The 23,599-nt window shown below is 47.8% G+C and carries 24 protein-coding genes; 17 read left to right on the top strand and 7 right to left on the bottom strand.

What is annotated here, in order from left to right; genetic code table 11:
- Window position 1 precedes the first annotated feature (1 nt).
- Window positions 2-832: a sensor histidine kinase gene (locus tag MHI12_RS02190; protein ID WP_405171384.1), complete on the bottom strand. Its 831-nt coding sequence runs from the start codon at window positions 830-832 to the stop codon at window positions 2-4.
- Between the two features lie 316 nt (window positions 833-1,148).
- Here MHI12_RS02190 and MHI12_RS02195 point away from each other — a divergent pair, with 316 nt between their 5' ends.
- Window positions 1,149-1,316 carry a hypothetical protein gene (locus MHI12_RS02195; protein WP_017691019.1) on the top strand — a complete coding sequence of 56 codons (168 nt, stop codon included), beginning with the start codon at window positions 1,149-1,151 and terminating at the stop codon, window positions 1,314-1,316.
- Window positions 1,317-1,449: 133 nt separating this feature from the next.
- Here MHI12_RS02195 and MHI12_RS02200 read toward each other — a convergent pair whose 3' ends face one another.
- From MHI12_RS02200 to MHI12_RS02210, 3 genes are all read right to left on the bottom strand, one after another.
- Window positions 1,450-3,282 carry a diguanylate cyclase gene (locus MHI12_RS02200; protein ID WP_405171385.1) on the bottom strand — a complete coding sequence of 611 codons (1,833 nt, stop codon included), beginning with the start codon at window positions 3,280-3,282 and terminating at the stop codon, window positions 1,450-1,452.
- Window positions 3,283-3,812: 530 nt separating this feature from the next.
- Window positions 3,813-4,403 carry a DUF5317 domain-containing protein gene (locus tag MHI12_RS02205; protein WP_338590296.1) on the bottom strand — a complete coding sequence of 197 codons (591 nt, stop codon included), beginning with the start codon at window positions 4,401-4,403 and terminating at the stop codon, window positions 3,813-3,815.
- A gap of 242 nt (window positions 4,404-4,645) precedes the next feature.
- On the bottom strand, window positions 4,646-6,067 hold the full coding sequence (locus MHI12_RS02210; protein ID WP_405171386.1) for a hypothetical protein: 1,422 nt from the start codon (window positions 6,065-6,067) through the stop codon (window positions 4,646-4,648).
- Between the two features lie 276 nt (window positions 6,068-6,343).
- Between MHI12_RS02210 and MHI12_RS02215 the strand changes: the two genes are divergently transcribed.
- From MHI12_RS02215 to MHI12_RS02245, 7 genes are all read left to right on the top strand, one after another.
- Window positions 6,344-7,375, top strand: a complete 1,032-nt coding sequence (locus tag MHI12_RS02215) for a BMP family protein (protein WP_017691014.1) — start codon at window positions 6,344-6,346, stop codon at window positions 7,373-7,375.
- Window positions 7,376-7,605: 230 nt separating this feature from the next.
- Window positions 7,606-9,105 carry an ABC transporter ATP-binding protein gene (locus MHI12_RS02220; RefSeq protein ID WP_405171387.1) on the top strand — a complete coding sequence of 500 codons (1,500 nt, stop codon included), beginning with the start codon at window positions 7,606-7,608 and terminating at the stop codon, window positions 9,103-9,105.
- On the top strand, window positions 9,102-10,169 hold the full coding sequence (locus MHI12_RS02225; protein ID WP_253429402.1) for an ABC transporter permease: 1,068 nt from the start codon (window positions 9,102-9,104) through the stop codon (window positions 10,167-10,169). Before MHI12_RS02220 ends, MHI12_RS02225 begins: the two co-directional genes overlap by 4 nt.
- Window positions 10,153-11,076 carry an ABC transporter permease gene (locus MHI12_RS02230; RefSeq protein WP_315939294.1) on the top strand — a complete coding sequence of 308 codons (924 nt, stop codon included), beginning with the start codon at window positions 10,153-10,155 and terminating at the stop codon, window positions 11,074-11,076. Before MHI12_RS02225 ends, MHI12_RS02230 begins: the two co-directional genes overlap by 17 nt.
- A gap of 47 nt (window positions 11,077-11,123) precedes the next feature.
- A complete protein-coding gene (locus MHI12_RS02235) occupies window positions 11,124-11,795 on the top strand; it encodes a sulfite oxidase-like oxidoreductase (RefSeq protein ID WP_017691010.1) in 672 nt (223 codons plus the stop codon).
- 1 nt (window position 11,796) lies between these two features.
- A complete protein-coding gene (locus MHI12_RS02240) occupies window positions 11,797-12,555 on the top strand; it encodes a nucleoside phosphorylase (RefSeq protein WP_405171388.1) in 759 nt (252 codons plus the stop codon).
- 206 nt (window positions 12,556-12,761) lie between these two features.
- Window positions 12,762-13,373, top strand: coding sequence for a hypothetical protein (locus tag MHI12_RS02245; protein WP_405171389.1), 612 nt, complete (start codon window positions 12,762-12,764; stop codon window positions 13,371-13,373).
- Window positions 13,374-13,438: 65 nt separating this feature from the next.
- Here MHI12_RS02245 and MHI12_RS02250 read toward each other — a convergent pair whose 3' ends face one another.
- Window positions 13,439-13,624: a hypothetical protein gene (locus MHI12_RS02250; protein WP_076319539.1), complete on the bottom strand. Its 186-nt coding sequence runs from the start codon at window positions 13,622-13,624 to the stop codon at window positions 13,439-13,441.
- 135 nt (window positions 13,625-13,759) lie between these two features.
- Here MHI12_RS02250 and MHI12_RS02255 point away from each other — a divergent pair, with 135 nt between their 5' ends.
- The 9 genes from MHI12_RS02255 (at window position 13,760) to nfsA (ending at window position 21,442) form a co-directional block, all read left to right on the top strand.
- Window positions 13,760-14,047, top strand: a complete 288-nt coding sequence (locus MHI12_RS02255; RefSeq protein ID WP_101314873.1) for a hypothetical protein — start codon at window positions 13,760-13,762, stop codon at window positions 14,045-14,047.
- A gap of 104 nt (window positions 14,048-14,151) precedes the next feature.
- Window positions 14,152-14,337 (top strand): hypothetical protein, encoded by a 186-nt coding sequence (locus tag MHI12_RS02260; protein WP_017691007.1) that lies wholly within the window; start codon window positions 14,152-14,154, stop codon window positions 14,335-14,337.
- Window positions 14,338-14,472: 135 nt separating this feature from the next.
- Window positions 14,473-14,949, top strand: coding sequence for a GNAT family N-acetyltransferase (locus MHI12_RS02265; RefSeq protein ID WP_405171390.1), 477 nt, complete (start codon window positions 14,473-14,475; stop codon window positions 14,947-14,949).
- 122 nt (window positions 14,950-15,071) lie between these two features.
- Window positions 15,072-15,470: a metal-sensitive transcriptional regulator gene (locus MHI12_RS02270; protein WP_405172919.1), complete on the top strand. Its 399-nt coding sequence runs from the start codon at window positions 15,072-15,074 to the stop codon at window positions 15,468-15,470.
- Between the two features lie 59 nt (window positions 15,471-15,529).
- Window positions 15,530-15,730, top strand: a complete 201-nt coding sequence (locus MHI12_RS02275; protein ID WP_253429412.1) for a copper ion binding protein — start codon at window positions 15,530-15,532, stop codon at window positions 15,728-15,730.
- 218 nt (window positions 15,731-15,948) lie between these two features.
- Entirely contained in the window at window positions 15,949-18,435 is a 2,487-nt protein-coding gene (locus MHI12_RS02280; protein WP_405172920.1) for a heavy metal translocating P-type ATPase, read from the top strand.
- A gap of 355 nt (window positions 18,436-18,790) precedes the next feature.
- Window positions 18,791-19,951: a YhgE/Pip domain-containing protein gene (locus tag MHI12_RS02285; protein ID WP_405171391.1), complete on the top strand. Its 1,161-nt coding sequence runs from the start codon at window positions 18,791-18,793 to the stop codon at window positions 19,949-19,951.
- Between the two features lie 155 nt (window positions 19,952-20,106).
- Entirely contained in the window at window positions 20,107-20,706 is a 600-nt protein-coding gene (locus tag MHI12_RS02290; protein WP_074093225.1) for a TetR family transcriptional regulator, read from the top strand.
- Complete coding sequence (nfsA, locus tag MHI12_RS02295) at window positions 20,699-21,442, top strand: oxygen-insensitive NADPH nitroreductase (protein ID WP_405171392.1); 744 nt, start codon at window positions 20,699-20,701, stop codon at window positions 21,440-21,442. Before MHI12_RS02290 ends, nfsA begins: the two co-directional genes overlap by 8 nt.
- A 299-nt stretch (window positions 21,443-21,741) precedes the next feature.
- On the opposite strand, the gene MHI12_RS02300 is transcribed toward nfsA, so the two are convergent.
- Together MHI12_RS02300 and MHI12_RS02305 are read right to left on the bottom strand one after the other, a co-directional pair.
- Complete coding sequence (locus tag MHI12_RS02300) at window positions 21,742-22,572, bottom strand: TatD family hydrolase (protein ID WP_405171393.1); 831 nt, start codon at window positions 22,570-22,572, stop codon at window positions 21,742-21,744.
- An 81-nt stretch (window positions 22,573-22,653) separates the two neighbouring features.
- Window positions 22,654-23,562, bottom strand: a complete 909-nt coding sequence (locus MHI12_RS02305) for an ABC transporter ATP-binding protein (RefSeq protein WP_405171394.1) — start codon at window positions 23,560-23,562, stop codon at window positions 22,654-22,656.
- Between the last annotated feature and the right edge of the window lie 37 nt (window positions 23,563-23,599).

The following is a 23,599-nucleotide window of genomic DNA, read 5'->3' on the forward strand; positions in this document are numbered from 1 at the left end:
ATTAAGTATGCTCCTTTCCTATCGTCATTCGGGTATGCCCCGGTCTTGAATCGAGGGTAAAAGACCAACCCATCTCGGCAGCACGCTCCTTCGTAATTCGCAGTCCGTACCGATCCTTCAGATGAAGAGGATCTCCACTTAGTCCATTCCCATTATCCTGAATATAAATGAACCAGGCAATTGGGTTACCTTCTGCGTGAACCTGAACGCGGGTAGCCTGCGCATGTTTGCGTACATTCAGTAAACCCTCCCGGATACAGGCGAGCAGTTCCACTTGTTCCTTGGCAGAGAAAGTTACACCCCTGAGGTCCCAATGAATCTGTGCACCAGGTACCGTTTCCTTGACGAGCACTTCGACCTGCGCATGCAGTGAAATAATCTCGGGCGCCACGGTAGAGGAGGGAACATAACGCAACTGGGCAATAGCTTGCCTTACATATGTATTGACTTCATGCACAGTTTTTTGAATCTCCTGGATCTCATGCTCATGTCCGCTCCCTGCCAGACTACGGCCGGCTTTATCGGTCTTCACTGACAGCAGGAAAAGAGACTGAGATATGCCGTCGTGAAGTTCTCTTGCCAATTGGTCACGAGCTTCCAGCGCTGCTTTCGCTGCACGTTCCTGCTCCAGAGCAGCCCTGGCACCTTCAAGCATGTGGAACAATCGGCTGAGCAGTGTCACGCTGACGAGGTAAACGATGACGGGTGTTAACCAGTTTCCAGCATCCATCGAAAGGTACGGCATCAGAAACTGATGGCGAATGTATTCCCAGATGCCAACTGTGAATGTGGGGATCAGCAGAATCATCCATTTAATTTGTTTATAGGACATGAATGCAGAACTCCTTTGATCTAGGATTAGCTTAATTAGGTACTTTATTTATACAGGATTTATACAGGGATGGGATCATTATAACGCAAGCTTGTCCAAGACCCTAGTCTGTGTCTTTGGAGAAAGCTGGGGAGGATCAGGGAGTATTTAGAAGGATATCTAAGAACGACAAGGGGTGAAATGTTGTCACGCTAGGTGAGGGTTGGTGTGTCCAGCTGAGGAAGGCTGAGTCCGTTTTCCCTATCGGAGAAGGTCCTCTATACTTAATATAGAACGTGAATTCATTACAAAACATGTTAAGGAGTGACGCAACAACATGAGTCAAGAAGTATTGGAACGTCGCAGTGAATTGCTCAAAAAGAACATTCATCAGATGCTTGTTCAAGACAATCAGCACGGTATCAGTCGCCAAGACAACATGTTTTTGCAGCAGATGATTAAAGAGCTGCATCAGACCTCACATGAGCTGAATACCAAATCTTAATGTAGAATCTGCACGAGAATGAAGTTGTCTGGTGTACGATTCATTCCATGAAAATGAAAATGGCGCTATCTCCGATCAGACCGGGGATAGCGCTTTTACTTTTTCAGGGCTTATAGAAGAAGCTCTGTTTATTTTACTGCAACTGTTGCTGAGCGGTTCTTTTCTCAATATATTGAATGAACAACTCGGCAAGCTCCGGATCGAACTGTGAACCCGAACATGCGCGTAGCTCTCGAATCGCTTCTTCCACGTTCTTGGTTTCCTGATACGGCCGCTCTGTCGTCATGGCATCAAAGGAGTCAATCACGGTCAGCATCCGGCAGAGCCGGGGAATCTCGTTACCCTTCAGGCCGTAAGGATAGCCTTTGCCATCATAGCGCTCGTGGTGAAGTTCAATATACGGAATCAGATCGGCGAAGCGATCGTTCGTGATCACCATTTTTTTGCCCCAAGTGACATGTCCTTTGATCGTTTCCCATTCTTCTGCGGTGAGCTTGTCCTTTTTGTTCAGAATGGACCAAGGAATCTCCAGTTTGCCGATGTCATGAATCAGTGCTCCCAGCACGAAACGACGTTTCTCGGCATTGTCCAGTGCGAGCAATTCACTGATATCCAGTGCATATTTGTAGACCCGTTTGGAATGTTTAAACGTATCCATATCCTTGTATCTGAACAGATTGAGCTGCTGCTCGATGTCACGAACGTCCTGTACCAGATCAATCTCGTGTTCCATGCCATCATTGCTGCCGTGGCGGTGCACGTTGTTCTTGCCCTGTTTCTTCGCATAATACAGTGCTTTATCCGCCTGATCCACAAGCTGGGATTTGTTATACATATCCACCTGATAGGGCGCAACGCCAGCAGAGAAGGAGAGACAACCGTGTGGAAACACTTCAACGCCTTCAAATGGCGTGTCGTTCAGTTGTTTACGCAGCTTGTTCATGAACCTGTAGGATTCGTCCAACTCCATGCCTGGCATGAGCAAAGTAAACTCTTCCCCTCCATAACGAAAGGCGGTAACAGGTGTGCCTTCCGTCTTTCGCATCAGAAAATCCCCCAGCAGGGCCAGCAGACTGTCGCCTTGAAGGTGGCCAAAACGATCGTTATACTTTTTGAAATCATCAATATCAATAAGCCCCAGACAGAGCGGTGTTCCTTGCGTACGAGCGGTAGTGAGTTCATTTTCCAACATACTTTCAAAATAACTATGGTTGAACAGACCTGTGCGTTGATCCGTATTAGCTTTCTCCTCAATGCTCTGATACATGACAAACAACTGCTTGAATGCATGGGAGAGCAGGATACTGAGACTCAGATACAACAACAGACCGAGCACGCCATTGTGCACAACCAGAATCGTCAGGACAAGCGCCAGAATCAGCGTACATAAATAAACCAGCAGGGATTCGGTAACGAATGCCCGCTTCATCTGCTGTAATGCATCCTTTGTTGAGAAATGAAAGAATAAGCCAAGTGTGATCGTGTTGATGATGAAGTAGGCTGCGAGTGCTGCAAAATAAGGTATCAGGTTATAGCCGTCCAGAGTTCCCGATTGCCCGCCAGTCCACTCAAACACGGCAGCTGCTCCTGTAATCATGAGACTGTAGATGCTGAAATTGACAATGTGTTTCCACCAAGTGAGCTTGCGCTCTTTGATTAACAGGATGATGGAGACAGGAAGCAGTACAGACAAACTGAAAGCTCCGCCAAACATGAATATACAGGCAAGGTATACCGATGAATCCATGGATTGCTGATTGCCTTTGGGTGGAATCTGGAACGTGAAATAATCCAGAATTAACGCCGCACCCAGCATGGTGTAGACCATAACCCAATCCGCCGTGGTTAGATGAAGGTAAGACCACTTATTCATGTACAGAAAAACACCGATCCCGGTACAACTAAGCAAAATAACATACAGACTGCTTCGATCTGCCTTATGGATAAGGTTACGAATAAAGTTCATAAAAAATCTCCTGCTTGGGTTTAGTCTACTCTTGATGTGTATATAAATTGAGCTGATGGGTATTAACACTTACACTTCGATGACAGAACAACCTTCCGATCGCTGTTATCCCCAGATTTTTTGATCTCTTTTCCAAAAGGGAAAATCCCGGGATAGCATATGCTTCCGATGTAGCTTTCTTTTAGAAAGCTTTTAGGCGAACACTTCGCTTCTTCAGGTTATTTCTGTCCTCTCCGTTTTCGTGTAAATGTTCAGTTCAATATATAATTGGTGTTCTTGTATATGGATATACTATATAGATGTATAACATACCAAGTTGCCTGCCAAAAATCCAGAAAGAAAAAACAGGCCGCTGGCAGCCTGTTTGTCTTGTTTGGCGGTATGGATACTAGCCGCCCAGCTTGTATCCCGAAGTTAATGCTACAACGACAGAAGCCACGATGATTGCGTTGATGACAATGCGGGAATATTTCACACCTTCAAATTTTTTCATGGAGAAGACCTCCCTTCCTTGGAGTCTACCTGTTTCTTCAAGCCTGATGAGTTTTAGCAGGTTGCACAGCCTTTTTGTCCCGATTCACCATCATGTACTGGATAAAAAGGAATATGCCAACGTTCATGACCACATCACCGATGCTGATGACTTGAGTCCGTGGATAAGGGCTGGAGAGTGGGATGATATCACCGAGAAAAGGCAAACGTGTAGATGCATCCATCATAAAATGCTTTGATACAGCGCCGCCTTCCCTGAGCATGTCTACATAATAGGGTCCCAGTACAGCAGAAGCTTCTACAGAAACTGGCATTCGCCCACCATTTACAGCCATAACGGCAAAATTGAGAAATACCCCAATCCAGATGAGCATGAAACCGGTGTGGTGTCTGTTGAGCCACAGGAAAGCGAGCCCTGTAATGTAGACGGCAGCAAAGAGATAACCATTAATGGATGCCACCCATTCAAATCGTTCCTGGAGATAGAAAATAAAGAACTGGATTAGCAACAATACCGGGAAAATCCAGCCACTTCGCAGCTTGAGTGCTGCAAACTGGTTGAGCCCATGCCGCAACCCGCCCCGAAAAAATCCAACGATCAAGCCTAGTAGAATACCGTCATATACCATGGAGTAACTCCTGTTCGTGCGGAGATATGCAATATGATTGCGTGTTTGTGTACATAAAGGATTCGACCTTATATTGGTAATTCCTGCATGAGAAAAATGATTTTGTAGAAGAAATTTGCAAAATGCTGAACAAAAAACCGCCTTTACGAATCTAGGGGTCGAAACCCCTGTAAAATTCGGTAAAGACGGATGTTTACAATGCCAAAATATGAGCTTTAATTCGGTTGGAGACGGAATTTATTTTATTCAGATCCACCGTTCAGATAGTTGAAGAAAGGCTGGTCCACCCAGAAGTCATACGTCGTAATGTCCGCATCAGGTGCCAGTTTCAGGAAACCTTCCCGAATGGATTTGGCATTCTCTTTCAGAGAGAAGGACTGAGCATAGTAATTGCCAAGCGCGATCTTATTATTGGAGATGACAGGGTAGTTCGCCAATGCGGTTGGTGAATAATACAGCGGTTGCCACCAGGAACTGAGAATCAATGGCGATGTACTGTCACTGTTCTTCTTGGCATATTTCAGAACAATGTCGTTGAAGCGAACTTTGTCTGCCACATTGTTGAACTCGAACTGAATATCATATTCCTTCGCAGAAGCAATATAGTTGCCGTTCTCAATCTGTGTCACTTTATAGTCTGGTGTTTCCTTTGGCTCGCCCCATTCCTTCAAATAAATGAAGGCAGATGTCTTCGGCTGGAATTGTACATCGGCGTCAATGCCTTCACTACGCAGCAAACCAACCAACTGTACAGCATGTTGAATATTATCGTGGCCGTAGGTAAGTGTCAGTTCATCGATAAAGTTGGAATCAAAGCGGCTATCCTTCAGGTTGTAACCTGTTACGAGATCATCTCGCAGGGCCTGATCCACAATCTTTCTCAGCTCAGGTGATTCAATCAGATCCGCTGTGCGATATGCAGCATACAATTTGGAATAGATGTCCGCATCGCCGGAACGCCCAATCTCATGTTTGTATTTCCCTTGACTGACCAGTACACGTCCAAGCAAAGTATTAGCGAAATCTTTACTTGCTACGCCACCCTTAAGGAGAGCGGGGTATAGGCTTTCAGGAATCAGGCCTGTATCGATCGCAGCAGCCAGCTCCTGTGCGGCTTGTCCCTGAACACGGTTTGGGTTAATGCCAACTTTGGCAAGCGCTTTGGCCGTTTTCTCTGTGGGATATGTATAAGCCAGTTCCTTGAATCCGGCTGCTTTCACCGCGATGAAGACGGCGGCATAAGTGCTCAGTTGATCCTTGGCACGTACTTCTGTACCCGTAAGAACCCCATTATTGTATAAGGATACGGCAGCATCATAAGAAGAATCACCAGAGGCCAGATCAGTAAAGGCAGGAGCTTTGGCTTCACTGTCACTTGCTTGAGTTGCTTCCGTGATGGCTGCAATGGCTTGAATGAAATCACCTTTGGTAATCTGTTGCGGCAATTGAATGTTGTATTTCGCTTGCAAGAATTGAGCAAAATCCGCTGCGCTTTCCGTGTAAGCAACTGGCGCCTGAGCTACCGGTCCTTTGACACTTTGTGAGGTGGTGGGTTTAGCCGGAGTTGCAGATGCTGCAGAAGCGGAAGCGGGCAAGCTAAGACTGCCGAGTGTTACCGGAGCGGCGAGTAGGGCCGCCAACGTGATCTGGGTGATTTTTTTCAAATGAATAGCCTCCTTAAAATGGGTTGGAAAATGATCAGCTTTGGGTTATAATTCTGACAATTCCTATCAGAATAGAATAATTGGATTGACTTTAGCACGGAGACGCGTTGGATGTCAACGAAAAAAAGCTTGATACAGAACGGTTTCCAAAGCTTGGTAGAAAGCGAATTGTCAATTATATTCTATTTGAGTGTATACGCTCAAAGATTTATTGACAAGGATCGACAGTATCCGCTAGGATAAGAAAAAAGAATGTTGAAAAGGGGTATTTTCAAAATGAAAAGAGGTTTATCGTTCGTCTTATCGATCATCATGTTGGCTATTTTGTTGGCAGCTTGTGGGAATTCGGCTTCCAAAGACGAACAATCCGCCCAAGGCAGTGATTCGGAGAAATCTCTTCGGATGGCCCTCGTACTTCCCGAAAAAATAGGGGTTAACCCTTTCTTTGTACAGATGGATGAAGGCTTCAAAAAAGCAGGCGAAGAATTCAAAGTAGATACCAAGACGATTGAATCGACAGACCCGGCAGCATTTGAACAAAATCTGCGTGCTGCGGTTGCCGAGAATTATGATCTGATTATTACAGCAACTTTCCAGGCGGAAGATGCATTGAAGAAAGTCGCTGCAGAGAATCCGGACAAGTCCTTTGCAATTGTAGATACAACCGTTGATCTTCCTAACGTTCGTAGTGTTGGTTTCCGTGAATATGAAGGGGCGTACCTGCTCGGTGCAGCTGCTGGATTGTCCACCAAAACAGATAAAGTCGGCATGATTGCAGCAATGGATGTACCCTTGATCAAGAAATATACGGAAGGTTTCAAAGCAGGATTGGAATCCGTGAATCCGGACGCAGAATTCCTCGTGAACTATGTAGGTGGATTTAATGACCCGGCCAAAGCAAAAGAATTGGCGTTGGTACAATTCGGAAAAGGCGCTGACTTCATCGCTGGCGCATCCGCTGTAGGTGATCTCGGCGTGTTCGAAGCAGCCAAAGAAAAAGGCTTCTACACTTCCGGTCAGGATACGGACCGTACTGTTGAAGACCCGGAACATATCGTATTGTCTCAATTGAAGTCAACCGATACGGTTGCTTATGAGACTGTGAAAGATTTTGTAGAAGGCAACTTCAAAGCAGGCGCTGTTAACTACGGTTTGAAAGAAGACGGTGTAGGCCTGACTTACGTTACACGTGACAGCGAATCTCCATTGAATGCTTTTGTTGGACAAGAAGTGATCGACAAAGTTAAAGCAATTAAGGATGATATCGTATCCGGCAAAATCGTAGTCAAAGATCCATTGCAACAATAGTTTTGATTGTTCTTTTCAATGAATGAGTGATGGAATTGATCAGCCGGCTGCCCGATCAGGCAGCCGGTTTTGCTGCTATTAAATGACCAGTATATGTTCAACTTATCGTTTACACGATAACGAAGAGGACAGAAATAACCTAAGGAAGCAACGCGATCGGAAGGTTATTCTGTCATCGTAGTGGCGAGTGTAACCTTTTTAAGTTGAACTGAGGGGAGCGAACGCAAGATATGCTGTTGGAGATGGAGCACATTACGAAGAAATACGGCGGCTTCACCGCTAACCGTGACATCCGTTTTAATTTGCGTGAGGGAGAGATTCATGCCCTTGTCGGTGAGAACGGAGCCGGTAAAACAACCTTGATGCGTATGCTGTACGGTATGGAACAGCCTACGTCAGGCACAATCAAAGTCCGTGGACGCGAGGTAAGCTTTGCTACGCCTTCCCAGGCGATGGCAAGTGGCATCGGCATGGTGCACCAGCATTTCATGCTGTTCCCTTCCTTTACGGTGGCGGAGAACATCGTGATCGGACGCGAACCGGCTAAGGCAGGCGCATTTGACCGCAAAAAAGCAGCAGCCCAGGTGAACGAGCTTGGCAGACAATATGGCATGCCGGTTGACCCGTGGAAAAAAGTGTCTGAGTGCCCGCTTGGCATGCAGCAGCGTGTTGAAATTCTCAAGGTGCTGCATCAGGGCGCAGACATCATTATATTGGACGAACCTTCAGCGGTACTGACACCGCTTGAAGTGAAGGAACTGCTGGCGAATATGAAATCTCTCGCCAAGTTGGGCAAAACCTTTGTACTGATCACGCACAAGCTGCAAGAAGTTATGGATGTAGCTGACCGGATCACGGTACTTCGGGATGGTCAGGTGACAGGTACGTTGGAAGCGAAGGATACACATGTGGAGGAATTGTCCCGTCTGATGGTTGGTCGTGAACTTGTGCGTATGGACAAGCAGCCATCGGTTCCAGCCGAAGCCGTGCTTCAAGTGGAAGGGGTTAATCTGTCCGGAGCGAAGGATCGTTCGGCGCTCAAGGACATCCACATGGAGGTACGAAAAGGTGAGGTCGTGGGTATAGCAGGCATCTCGGGTAACGGCCAGTCGGAACTGATTCAAGTGATTGCGGGACTTCGTAAGGCGGACAGTGGTCGCGTCTTGCTCTCCGGGCAGGATACAACCAACTGGCCGGTACGGCGCATTCGGGAGCATGGACTTGCTCATATCCCGGAAGATCGTTACATGTGGGGAGCGGCCAAGGATGCGAGTGTTCGCGAGAACGGGCTAATGGGACACCATCATCGCTTGCAGTCACGCGGCATTATCAAAGCCAAAGCGGCAAGAACAATGGTAGAGAGCTGGATCCAACAGTTCAGCATCAAGACAGGTTCTGCGGAGACCAAGGCACAGTTTCTGTCTGGAGGAAACTTGCAGAAGCTGATTGCTGCCCGTGAATTTGCACAGGATACACCGTTTCTGATTGCAGCCGAACCGACTCGTGGTGTGGATATCGGAGCGATGGAGACAATCCATGCTGAATTGCTGCGCAAACGTAGCGAGGGCGCGGGTATTCTGCTCATTTCATCGGAGTTGTCCGAAATTTTGCAATTATCTGATCGGATTATTGTCATGTATGAAGGCGAAATTGCCGGAGAACTGAGAGCAGAGGAAGCAACTGAGGAACAGATCAGCTTGTTAATGGCAGGAGGGAAAGAGCGGATATGAATCGGGTAAAAGAAACACTTCGCGGACTCGTACAGCCGCTGCTTGCCGTATTCATCGGTCTGATTGCAGGGGCTGTGGCGATTCTGATCGTTGGCGGTAATGTGGTGGATACGTATGCGGAGATGTGGAAAGGGGCCTTCGGCAACTTCTACTTCTTCACCAATACGTTGGCTCGTTCCACACCAATCATCTTGGCGGGGCTTGGCGTAGCATTGGCATTCCGTGCTGGATTCTTCAACATGGGAGCCGAAGGCCAGATGATTCTTGGCGGGCTTAGTGCCGCGCTCACGGCGCTCTATCTGCCAGGTCCGGGCTGGTTCGTGTGTATTGCTGCGATTGTAGCAGGTATTATTGCCGGGGGACTCTGGTCTCTGTTTGCAGGCTGGCTGGATGCACGCTTCGGCATGAACTTGTTGATCACGACTCTACTACTTAACTATATTGCCATTTATTTCGGGGGCTACATGGTCTCCTATCCATTTAAGGACCGCACAGGATCTGCAGCAATGGCTCAGACACCCATGATTGACCAGAGTATCTGGTTGCCGAAGTTGTTCCAGGGCATGGGGCTGCATGCAGGCTTCATTATTGCCATTGTAGCGGCCATTCTGATCTACTGGTTCACGCATAAAACGGTGACCGGTTACGAGATCCGCATGCTCGGCAGCAACCCGTCCTTTGCAACCTACGGTGGTGTTCGCCGCATTCGCATGATGATGCTGTCCATGGTCATCAGTGGTGGACTTGCTGGACTCGCGGGTGCGGGGGAAGTGCTCGGTACACAGTACCGTTTCCTTGATGGCTCATTGTCATCGGCAAGTTACGCATGGAGCGGCATTATGGCCACGTTGCTTGCCCGCTCGCATCCACTCGGTACAGCTGTAGCAGCTATTTTGCTGGCTGCGTTACAGACAGGTGCCATGGGGATGGAACGGAATACGGATGTGCCGTTGGAAGTCGGCAGTGTCATCCAGGCTGTATTGACGTTATTTGTATCAGCTCAGATCGGTTATTCATTCCTGAAGCGGAGAAAGGAGAAAAAGTCCAATGCAACAACTGTTTGATGCAGCCATGTTTGGCTCAACCTTGCGGATTATGACTCCAATCCTGCTTGCAGCGCTCGGTGGGGCTTTATGTTCCCGTGTCGGTCTGTTCAACGTGGGTCTTGAAGGACTGGTTCTGATCGGTGCATTCTCCGCAATTGTCGGCAATTATCTGTTTGGCAATGTGCTGCTTGCTGTACTTTTTTCCATTATAATTGTGATGTTATTCTCGGCGCTCTTTGCCTTTATAAGCATTAATCTGAAGGCCAACGCCATCGTGGTCGGGATCTCGCTCAACTTCCTGGCTGCGGGGGTGACGACCTTTGCATTGCGTGCGATTTTTGATGTAAAAGGTGCATACTACGACAAAGACATGGTGGGACTTCCCAAGTGGGATATTCCGCTGATCAAGGACATTCCGTGGTTGGGCGATGTATTATCGGGACATAGTCCTCTGGTCTACCTCGGCATTGTGCTCGTGATTGCACTGCAATTTTATCTGTTCAAAAGTGTATCCGGCTTCCGCCTGCGCTCCGTCGGGGAGAACCCGATTGCAGCGCAGAGCATCGGGATCAAGGTACGTGGCATCCAGTATGGTGCCGTTCTGATGTGCGGTGTGTTGTGCGCTCTGGCTGGAGCGCAGTTGTCGCTCGGTCAGGTAACGATGTTTACCGAAGGCATGACCGCTGGTCGTGGCTTTATCGCGCTGGTAGCAACGATGCTGGGGCAAGCGAATCCGCTTGGCGTGATGGGTTCCAGTGTGCTGTTTGGCTTCATGGAAGCATTGAGTATTCGTCTGCAAGGATTCTCCTTGCCAACCCATTTCACATTGATGCTGCCGTATATTGTGACGCTGGTCGCGATGTTCTTTTTCAAAGACCGTACTTATGCACAGGATGCACTGAAAGCGGGCGGAAGCTCGCGTTAATTCCTGAATGTCTATGTTAGAGACAGTAAAAGAAGGAGGAATTTCACTTGCATAACAAGGCTGAACGTTTGAAAAAAAGTAAAACCCCGGCACCCAAAACAGGTAACGATCACGGAGATCGGCTGCCGCCGGGACAGATGCTGACGGAGAAATTCCCGATTCTGCATGAAGGGGAAGTGCCGGAATATGACCTGTCCACGTGGGATCTGAAGGTATTCGGCGAAGTGGAAGAGGAGAAGGTCTTCTCCCTAGCTGAGTTGCAGGCGATGCCTCAGGTGAACACGGTGAGTGATATTCACTGTGTTACCCGTTGGTCGAAATTCGATACGCCGTGGGAAGGGATTCGCTTTTCCGATTTTGTGAAGCTTCTGGGGGTTAAACCGGAAGCGAAATACGTTATGATCCATGCGGATCATGATTATGAAACAAATGTACCGCTTGAAGAATTGATGCATGATGATGTATTGCTTGCATTCAAATATAACGGTGAGCCGCTAACGCCCAAGCATGGTTTTCCGCTGCGTATGGTCGTGCCACAACTCTACTTCTGGAAGAGTGCGAAGTGGATACGTGGTCTGGAGTTTATGACAGAAGACCGTAACGGATTCTGGGAAGTGAATGGTTTCCACCATTTTGCCGATCCGTTCAAGGAACAACGCTTCTCGGGTGAAGATCTGCCGATTCCGGAAGACGAGTGGACGAAGAAGGAGTTTGATTGATATGTTGATGCCTATTTTGCAGATTCATTCGGAAGACATGCCGGCATACGCCATCGTCTGTGGTGATCCGGCACGTGCGGAGAAGATTTCCCGCAAGCTGGAGCAGGTGAAAGAACTGGCGTTCAGTCGGGAGTATCGTACGTTTGTTGGTTTGTATGATGGAGTGCAGATGGCTGTCGTCAGCCATGGTGTAGGTTCACCTGGAGCAGCTGTCTGCTTCGAGGAATTGATTCGCGCGGGTGTAACGACTCTGATTCGTGTTGGTACAGCGGGATCGTATACAGCCGATTATCCGGCAGGTAGTGTGATTGTGAGTACAGCCGCTGTTCGTTCGGATGGGTTGACTCGTCAACTGGTACCAGATGGTTTCCCAGCGGTAGCGGACATTGGGGTGACACAAGCGTTGATCGAAGCTGCTCGTGAGCAAGAAAGCGCGGATGCTGCAACATTTGCAGGCAAAGTGGGCGTTGGTATCACCGTAACGCTGGATGCGTTCTTTGCAGGCGTAGAAGAGATTCCACACCGCAAGTACAAGCAGGCTGGAGCACTTGCGGCTGAAATGGAAATTGCGGCGCTCTATATCGTCAGCACCCTGCGTGGTGCTCGCGCCGGAGCCATTGTCGCGATCGATGGATTCGCGGACAGCGATCTGGCTGCCGAGTATGATCCGCATACGGATGCGGTTGGACAAGCGGTGGAGCGTGAGATTAATGCAGCGCTACGTGCGCTATCCGCGCTTGCTCGCCAGGATCAAGCATAGGCTGGTTAAGGCAAGTATGCATTTTTGTTTATTGTTACAAGCATAACAGTAGAAGTTGTCCATTTGATGTGGATAATATAATAGGGCGTCCCGCAAGGTCATGAATATGACCCAAGGGGCGTCCTTTCCTTTTTAAGAGGGGGATGCAGGTACAGTAGCGAATTGTATTTGCAGGGCATGTCATTAAATTAGGAGAGTGATTAAATATGGGCTGGAGTGAATTACGTGAAATTCCTAATGAATACAGCGATGAAGTACAGCGGATTGATGAGCAACTTTTGAAACTGGTTGCAGCCAGAAAGGACATAACCGGAGCTGCCCAATACCAACCCCCTCAAAATACCATCGATGAATGGGTGAGCTTACTGGATATGAAGGAGGAAGATATCCGATATGTTCTCCGTAGCGTGCAACCGATGCCGCAAAGACACTACTTTCCAAGTGAACCTCTTCAATTGACGAGTGTGGTGCCGATTATGAAGAAAATGATCAAAGATTCGTGTGAGTATATGATCACGCATTCGATGCAATATGAAGGCGAAAGCCTCGTTTATGTGGAGATTCAATATAAGGGGAATGAAGCTGAGCGTATACAAATGGTTCCACATTTGGCTCTGGAAATATTCAGCGAACAGAGACATATCACCATGCGACATGGCAGTCGTGGAGGAGGTGGGGAGACGCAAATTAGTTTCCGAGTGGTTCCTGCTCTTCCTTCGTCTCTGGAAAACGTTCGATTCTCCTTGATTCCCTCAATACCAGAGATGGAATACAAAGTAGAGGAAATCATTTTGGATAAACAGGTTGATTTCGATTAACGGGGAACAGGATATATCATGAAAAATGACGTATGGATAATGCGCATGTACTAAGGGCGCAAAATCTATACGTCATTATGTTTATCTGGGTAAATAACACCTTGTTCTTTCTCAAATTCTTCAATATGTTGTTCAATAAGATACTCAATTTGCATTGCAATAGATCGTTTGTTTTTGTCCGCAATCACTTTAATTTTCTCAAAATTCTTTTCTCGCAGCCTAAGTGTAAAGACTCTTTTATCTGTAGCCATGAAATAAAATCTCCTCAAAAAGTAATGTTCATATTGTATCATTACAAAATAATTCAATATACAATCATATTGACATCTAAGTGATGTCACTCTAATATTTATATTCATAGTGACGTCACTTTTTTGGAGGGGAACATGGAGGACTTCGAAGAAATATTTAACCAGTTCAAAGCTCTTCGTATGGAGAGTATCGGAAATCTTGTGATTTATAATTCAAAAGAATATAAAAGATTGAGTCAAGAAAGTGATCGTTTGTTTATGGAGCTATGTGAATATGTTAAGCCAGAGGGGATGGCTTTATTTTTGGACTATTGTAATGTAATAACCCTTCTTCAGGGTACAGCAGAGTCAGTAATGTACGAGCAAGGGTTTAGAGATGGATTTAGCTTAATAAAGTTAATGTTTAATTCAAATAACACATAACTTGGGGGACGGCCTGATCCTCGAAGAGAATGATAATGCAGAAAATGGGCACGTTATATAAAGGAACATCAACATGAATACGAAAAAAAAGGGAGGACTCTACGATGACACAGAACAATCAACCTCAGGACGAGGCGGAAATTCGCAACAAGCTGGATGAAGACGGGGATTCCTTGATGGAGAAAAAGAAAATTTTAAGCGGAGTCGACATTGAGCCGCAGGCGGACGAATGGGCAGCGAAGCCATCACCTGTTGCTTTTAATGAAGGAAATGCTTCTTCGAAAAAATAAACAACATGAGCATCACATTAGCTTTGTGGAATGAAAATAAATTTAGCGAAGCAGGTACCCTTATGGTATCTGCTTTTTGGTTGTATAATAATGTAAAATTCATTAGGCGAGAGAGTGATGGGGATGAGTACAGGTATGATTAACATCCGAAAGGCAGAAATAAGGGACTACTCTGGCGTGTCATTGTTGATGGATGAACTGCACCAGATGCATGTTCAGGGGCGGCCGGATCTATACAGAGCGTTAGAGACCAGAATGGAGGAAAAGGAGTTCACCGAACTGCTGGAAACGGACAAGCGTTACCTATATGTTGCCGAGTCTTTGGAAACGGGCTTGATTCTGGGTTACGGGAGTGCGCAGTTAAGTATTATTCAAGATAACCCATTAATGGTGGACCGCAAGATGTTATACATCCATGAACTTGTAGTAGATACCAAGCATCGGGGCCAAGGAACAGGCAAACGGTTACTACAAGCATTCATCGAGCTAGGGAGAGAGCTTCAGGCAGACAGCGTGGAATTATCCGTGTCGACGTTTAACTCTGGCGCACAGGCTTTCTATGAACAGATGGGTCTGGTCGTCCGCAGTAGCAGGATGGAGTATACCTTGTAAGATCACCGCTCTATTTAATTAGGAGGGATTCATCCATTTTTAATAAAATATCAGAATACTCTTGAATACCCCCATGGGGTATGTTACTCTTAGAAAAGAACGAAAGAAAAGGGGTGTTCATGATGGATCATCAGAGCCATCCCGAGGAACCTTTGCAATCCTCCGTAACTGATTCAACTGAAGCTTCGGGTACAGTTCAAGAAGCGGTATCCTGTCATGCCGAGGGCAGTGATGGGAAGCATGTGCGCAAGAGCCACCATTCGCAGGAGATGAAGAGTAACCTGGTTTCTCGTTTGAACCGTGTGGAAGGTCAGATTCGCGGGATCAAGGGATTGATCGAGAAGGATACGTACTGTGATGATGTGCTGACGCAGATTGCGGCGGCTCAGTCTGCTCTTAATTCAGTAGGCAAACTTTTGCTTGAAGGCCATATGAAGAGCTGTATCGTTGAGCGTATTCAGGCCGGTGAACATGAGGTTGTGGATGAACTGCTGGTTACGATGCGGAAGTTAATGAAGTAAGCTGAATCAATTCACCTATTTAATTTATCATTTTAATATACCCCAAGGAGGAATTTAGAATGTCTAATGTTACATTGAACGTTACGGGAATGTCTTGCAATCACTGCGTGAAATCAGTTGAAGAAGCTGTGAAGAATGCTGGGGCAAGCGGTCATGTGGATCTGGCAGCGGGAACAGTAGCGGTGGAATATGATGAGCAGACGGTGAACGTGGATCAGATCAAAGCTGCCATTGAAGATCAGGGATACGATGTAGTCTAACGGGATCACAGGCTTAAACCGAACATGCTCATGGGCGAAAAAGAGGTCAGAGTACCTTTTTCCAAGAGTCAGGTTTAAGCCTAATTTTCTGTCTGATATATACCCCTTGGGGGTATAATGAAATGCAACATACAATAAATTGAATCGACATGAAAGGAGCTGACATGATGGATAACTCAACGAATAAACCAATGGATAGATCATCCGAACCCACACCAATGCCACCTATGGCAGAAGCACCAGGACTGAAGGCAACACTGCACATCACGGGGATGACCTGTGCTGCATGTTCGACGCGAGTGGAGAAGGGCTTGTCCCGCATGGAAGGTGTGCATCAGGCCAATGTGAACCTTGCCATCGAACAGGCAACCGTATCTTATGATCCAAAGACAACCAACGTGAATGCGTTGCGGGATAAAGTAGAGGCGCTTGGCTACGGAACGGTGTCCGAATCGGTTGATCTGAACATCACAGGTATGACGTGTGCTGCCTGTTCTGCCCGGATTGAAAAAGGTCTTTCCCGACTACCGGGGGTATCTCAGGCCAATGTGAATCTGGCGCTGGAAACAGGGCATATCGAATATGCCGCTGGCGCACTCAAACCTTCGGATATTACCGCCAAGATCAAGCAGATGGGCTACGGTGCTGAACTGCAATTGACGCAAGAAGAGACCACATCGGTTCGTGAACGTGAGCTGCAACGCAAAAAGTGGAAATGGATGATATCTGCGTTGTTATCGATTCCTTTGCTGTGGGCAATGGTGGGGCATTTCTCGTTCACATCCGGAATCTATGTCCCAGATCTGTTCATGAACCCTTGGTTCCAGCTGATTCTGGCAACGCCAGTACAGTTCGTGATTGGATGGCAATTCTATGTGGGGGCATACAAAGCACTACGTAACCGCAGTGCCAATATGGACGTTCTCGTCGCACTGGGTACCAGCGCAGCGTTTTTCTACAGTCTCTATCTGACGTTATCCAGTGGGTACTTACCTTCTACAACCATGGATCACGGGGCAATGGGAACGAGCACAGCCGCCATGCCTTCGGTAGAACTCTATTATGAGACAAGTGCAATTCTGATTACGTTAATTTTACTTGGAAAATGGTTCGAAGCTGTGGCGAAAGGTCGCTCTTCACAGGCGATCAAAAGCCTGATTGAACTGGCTCCACGTGAAGCCCGTGTCATCCGGGACGGACAGGAAGTTATGGTTCCTGCCGCATATGTTGCGGTGGGTGATCTGATCCTGGTGAAGCCGGGTGATAGCATCCCGGTGGATGGTATTGTTGAAGAAGGCCAATCCTCTGTGGACGAATCCATGCTAAGTGGAGAGAGCCTTCCCGTGGATAAAAAGCCGGGAGATCCCGTTACAGGTGCTACGCTGAACAAAAACGGGGTATTACGACTACGTGCGACCCGAGTGGGATCGGACACGGCTTTGTCCCAGATTATTAAAGTAGTCGAGCAAGCTCAGGGCTCCAAAGCACCAATCCAGCGGATTGCAGATGTCATTTCAGGCATATTTGTTCCCATTGTCGTGGGTATTGCCGCGCTGACATTCCTGATCTGGTATCTGTTTGCAAGTCCGGGTGACTTCGCTGGTTCCCTGGAGAAAGCCATTGCCGTGCTTGTCATTGCCTGTCCATGTGCACTGGGGCTGGCAACGCCGACCTCTGTCATGGCTGGATCAGGACGTGCCGCTGAATATGGCATTCTGTTCAAGGGCGGCGAACATCTGGAGTCCGCACAACAGATTCAGACCGTGGTGCTCGACAAAACAGGTACAGTAACCCAAGGTAAACCGGTCCTTACCGATGTTATCACGGCTCCGAATTGGACGGAATCTGATCTGCTTGAGCGAGTGGGAGCGGCCGAACAGAGTTCCGAGCATCCACTGGCAGAGGCGATTGTTGCGGGTATTCGTGCCAAGGGTCTGGAGCTAACCCCAACAGAGAAGTTCGAGAACATACCGGGATACGGCGTGCGAGCTTCAGCAAAAGGGCAGGAAATTCTGGTCGGCACGCGTCGTTTGCTTGCGGATGAACAGGTGAATGTCTCTGAGGAAACCGTTCAGCAGATGAACCGTCTGGAGGAACAAGGGCGTACAGCGATGCTGGTTGCGGTGGATGGTCAGTGGGCAGGGATCGTGGCTGTGGCTGACACCATCAAGGATACCTCTCGTGAAGCCATCGGTCGTCTTCAGGCGATGGGGATCGATGTCATTATGATCACGGGAGACAATGAGCGGACTGCTCGCGCTGTAGCAGAACAAGCAGGGATCGGTAAAGTTCTGGCTGAGGTGCTGCCGGAAGGCAAGGCTGCGGAAGTGAAGAAACTTCAGGAGAGTGGCCTGAAAGTTGCGATGGTAGGTGACGGTATTAATGATGCTCCGGCACTTGCTACTGCTGATATTGGGATGGCCATTGGGACAGGAACGGATGTAGCGATGGAAGCGGCCGATATTACGTTGATGCGTGGTGATCTGAACAGCATTGCAGATGCCATTGAGATGAGCCGGCGCACGATGGGTAACATCAAACAAAACCTGTTCTGGGCACTTGGATACAACGTTATTGGTATTCCCATTGCAGCAGTTGGCTTCTTGGCTCCATGGCTGGCAGGGGCGGCGATGGCGTTCAGCTCCGTATCGGTTGTCCTGAATTCCCTGCGTCTGCAACGTATGAAGTTGAAGAGAAATGACTGACCGACCTTTGTTTGGAGATATATTCAACGCTTTATTGTAAATGAAGTGAGGATGAATAAATGCGCGGTTCGCTGCGGCGGACCGTGTTTTTTTGTTGAGAAAAATACAGTCTAGTCATCAGAAAGTTACATCCTGAATTGCTCGTCTATATGTGCTTTTCTTCGGGAAAAGGGCAGAGTAATGCTCTTTTGTGAAAATGGATCAATTGTATTCATGAATAAGGCTTACGTTTTCTGAATTTTTCAAAAAATGAGTTGACAATATGGACATATTCACATAAAATTTAAACGATCGTTTGATTCAAACAACTGTTTAAATCAAATTAGAACTATTTGAGTAATGGAGGACACCTTTTATGTTACAGGCTTTACGTACATTGTTTAAAAAACCGCCAGTGATTGTAGGGATCGTAACAGCACTTATGTTCCAAGTGATCTTTAGCGTGATCTGGATGACCGCATATTCTGGAGTAAATGACCATACGAAAGAATTGACGGTTGCGATTGTGAACGAGGACGGCGAAATGTCCAAAGGAATCGCAGATTCGCTCGCAGGAACACTGCCTTTCCATACCGTATCCAATCTGAGTGCGGCTGAAGCGTTGGACCAGCTGAATCATCACCAAGTACACATGGTGCTGGATATCCCGGCTGGATTTAACGAATTGCTTCAGACGGCTGGCTCAACCGCCGAGATTAAATACACCATTAATGAAGCAAACCCGGTTACGATTAAAAGCATGATGCAAGGTGTATCACAAAGTGTGACAAACACGATTAATAAACAAGCTACAGCACAAGGAGTACAGACGGTGTTGACCGCTTCAGGTGCGCCTGCCGATCAGGCTGCTGAAGCCGCGACAAACCTGACTACCCGAGTGGAAGGAACGACAACGTCCATCAACCCGGTTAACGGGATGAATAATCAGATGGTGCCGATGATGATGGTATTGGCTTCCTATGTAGGTGCCATGATCATGGGGATGAACCTCCAGACAGCCATGGGTATGCTGTCATCTACCTATTCCCGATTGACTTTGTTTGGCGCGAGAGTAGTCATTAACGTGGGTTCTGCATTGGTCGTTTCCTTGCTGGGATCTTCACTGATTGTGGCACTGGGAGGACAGATTGCACAAGGATTCGTTGCATTCTGGTTGTTCCAGGCGCTCTTCCTGTGCACGTTCATGTTCTTCTCCCAGTTCTTCCTGATCTGCTTTGGACCAGCAGGAAGTCTGTTCAACATCATCTCACTGTCCTTGCAACTGGTATCTTCCGGTGCAATGGTACCGCGTGAATTGCTGAACAGCTTCTATAGCGGCATTGGGCAGTACCTGCCTGCAACATACGCCGTTCAGGGTATTCTGAGCGTGCAGTTGGGAGGCCCAGGAGTTCAGTCTGCTGCGGGCTCTATCGTGATTGTACTGTTGGTTGCCGTTGCGTTGTCACTGGTTGTGACGTTGTTGAAAAAACAACGCATGCCAGCTATGGCTCCAAGCCCTGCTCAAGCAAACAACTAATACAGCAGATGCATACCATTGCATCATAGGATAGGACAAGCACCCCGATGATTTTCATCGGGGTGCTTGGTGTAATATAATAGACAGATGAATCGCTGGCTGCAGTCCTTGAGCTGGAGCGAATGAGATGAACGGACAAGAGGGAGCGGGACGGAATGACGGAACCGGAGTTGGATATCAAAACGAGGATATTGCTTGCAGCCAAGAAGCTTTTTGCACAGCAAGGGTATGACGGGACGAGTGTTCGTCAAATATGTGATGAGGCAGGTGCCAATGTGTCGCTGGTGTCTTATCATTTTGGCGGCAAAGAAAAAGTGTTCGAAGCATTATTTGAGCATTTCTTCCCGGGGCATATGATGAACGCGCTGGCGGAAGAGTCGATGTCCTCGCCTGTGGAAGGTATCCGCCGAATTATTGGTGAAGTTGTGAAGTTCACGATGACGGATCGGGAGATGAGCGATATTGTGCAGCTTGAAATTACACTGCGGACACATCGTACAGCTACCGTATTTCGTTTTCTAGACCCTGTATGGACCCGAGTGAGGGACCTGCTGCAAGAAGGAAAAGACCAGGGATTGTTCCAGGTCGAGTCCGTATCTTATGCAATGCTTCAGGTTATGGGCGTGGCTTTGGCGCACAAAAGGGCCAAGAATTCACGATTTGGCTTTGATTATCAGGATATGAATACAGACGAGCTTGCTGAGCAGACAATTGAGTTCGTACTACGAGGATTGGGAGTGAACCACCATGAATGAAACCATTGAGTTGATGATGAAACACCGCTCTGTACGCAAATTCAAGCCAGATCCAGTTAGCGAAGAGCAGCTTGCAGCCATCGTAGCGGCTGGACAGATGGCTTCCTCTTCAAGTAGTGTGCAAGCCTATACCGTGATTGCTGTGACTGACTTAGAGCAAAAAGCCAAGCTGGCTGAATTGGCAGGCAACCAGGCCTATGTCAATGAATGTCCGGTGTTTCTCGTATGGTGTGCTGATCTGTATCGACTGAGTGATGCTGCGAAACGTCATCTTCCTGAGAAGGAATCGTATGCCGATTCCACAGAGAATTTCATGGTAGCCACGATTGATGCTGCACTTGCTTCCCAGAACGCGGCTCTTGCGGCAGAGTCACTTGGTTTCGGAATTGTATATATCGGCGGGCTTCGTACCCGGATTGAGGAAGTAGCTGAGTTATTGGGATTGCCGGAAGGGGTATATCCGGTGTATGGCATGTGTATTGGTGTTGCAGATCAGGAAACGGGAATTCGGCCACGTCTGCCGCTGGATGCAGTCCTGCATCATAATCGTTATAATGCCGAGCAGAGCATCAAAGGCGTTGAGCAGTATGATGAGACAACGACGGCGTACATGAAAGAACGAACTAACGGTGAACGAACAACTCCATGGTCCGAAATGATGGCGAAGCGCCTGACTGAGCCGACACGGTTGCAGGTGAGACCATTCCTGGAAGGCAAAGGATTCTTGAAGCGTTAAGTTGAACTGAAGGTAGTTACACTTGCCACTCCGGTGACAGAACGACCTTCCGATCGCTGTTATCCCCAGATTTTTTGATCCCATTTTTGTGAAGGTGAAAATCTAGTGATAGCGTATGCTTCCGAAGTAGCTTTCTTTCAGAAAGCTTTTAGGCGACCGCTCTGCTTCCTCAGGTTATTTCTGTCCTCTACGTTCCTGTGTAAAAATTTAGTTCAACTGATATATATAGTAGACTAGAAGTCAGTCGGGGCGAAACCGACTGGCTTCTTTGTGCTGTGCTTGCTGCTATCAGATTGTAATCAAGTTAAACCATAGAAACGCTTTGTGTTCTGATAAAAGAGACGGGCGGCCCGCTCGGTTCCCATCCCAGTGATCTCACTCCAAGCTTGGATGACCTGTCTGGTCATGGCTGGGTGTGTCATTCGTCCCTGAAATGGTCCTTCGAAGGGCCAAGGTCCGTCGGTCTCGGCCATCACTTGTTCCGATGGATATTGCCGGGCGAGTTCACGAATCTCTTCTTCATACACAATATCCGGCGTGAAGGAAATGAAATAGCCATTGTCCGCCATGCGCCTTACAGTTTGGCGAGATCCTTTGAACCAGTGGAAGTGAGCACGTCGGAACTGATATTGCTCCAGCAGATCGCAGACGATATCCGCATCATCGTATACCGCATGAAGTACAAGTGGTTTGTTGTGCTTTTTGGCAAGTTGGACGAAACGTTCAAGCAGCATGATATACCCGCTCTGATCGAAGTGCTGTCCTGCCTGCTCCGCCTCCAGACGATTGTAATAGGGGAGCCCGACCTCTCCGATGGCTGAAGCTTGTCCAATATGCTTCTCGATCCATTGGAAGAAAATGTCTAGTTCTGCAACGGACGGCAGTTCCTGTTCCGGATGGAAACCGAAGGCTGGATAGATGGTGCGTGGATGTTGTTTTGCAAGCTCCAGATTGGCCTGGGCAGAAGCGAAATTCATGGACACGACAATGACTGCCTCGACCTGCTGAGACGGGAAAGATAACAGCATCTCTCGTTGTTCGTCAGGGGTATACTGATCGAAGTGAATATGAGCATCAATTAATGGTGCAAAAGCTTGAGAATGCACGAGGGAATTCCTCCTTGTGTTCATTTATATTCTAACTATGTTACGCAGAATTTCTTAAGGTGGATCACCCATTAAAGGAAAATAATAACTTAAAAACCCGCACTATCAAGATAGGCGGGCTTTCTGCTGTTCTTCTCTCATCCACTGAGCAATCTGCCGTTTACGCGCAAGGAATGCGGATTCCTCCGTAATTTCTTCTCGTCTTGGGCGATCAAAAGGAACATGTACCTCGTGCAACACTGTTGCAGGTCGGTTGGATAATACATAGACCCGATCCGCAAGCAGCAATGCTTCTTCGATATTGTGCGTGATGAACAGCACCGAGCGGCGGTTCTGCTCCCAGATATCGAGCAGCCAGCGCTGCATGTCGCTACGTGTCAGTGCATCCAGCGCACTGAAAGGTTCGTCCAGCAGCATCAGTTCCTGCGGACTGAGCAGGGCGCGCAAAAATGCAGCACGCTGCTGCATTCCGCCCGACAGCATGTGAGGATAGGCTTTCTCAAACCCGGAAAGACCCACGCTACTTAACCACTTACGAGCTTCTGCAAGTGCTTCGACCCGAGGGGGTGCACTTGAAGCCACTTCTCCAGCAAGCAGTACATTGTCTTCAATGGTACGCCAAGGGAAAAGGGCGGGCTGTTGCGGCATATAACTAATCTTGCCACGCTGTCCCGTTACATTTTGACCGTTCATAAGCACTTGCCCTTCCTGAGGCTTCAGCAGACCGCCGATGATATGGAACAGGGTACTTTTACCGCAGCCAGAAGGCCCGACGATAGCGACAAACTCGCCTTGCTCCACAGTCAGGGACAGTCCGTTCAGAACCGGTAACCTGCTCCGCCGTTCACGGAATGATGCATGAACATTAACAACGTCCAGTGCAGGTGGAACCGGAGCAGGAGTCGTATTGGCAGGTCGATTAGGCGTAGCCGAGTTTAACTTTTCACCGTTTGTTGGCTCCACTGCGTGTGCTCCTCGTCCAGGCTGGACTTGTTCGTCCTGTTGCCGATTCATATGGTCATCACTTCCTAATATACAGATTACTTCTTTA

It is taken from the genome of Paenibacillus sp. FSL H8-0280 (assembly GCF_045040665.1).
In the GTDB taxonomy this organism is placed as follows: Bacteria; Bacillota; Bacilli; order Paenibacillales; family Paenibacillaceae; genus Paenibacillus; species Paenibacillus xylanexedens_A.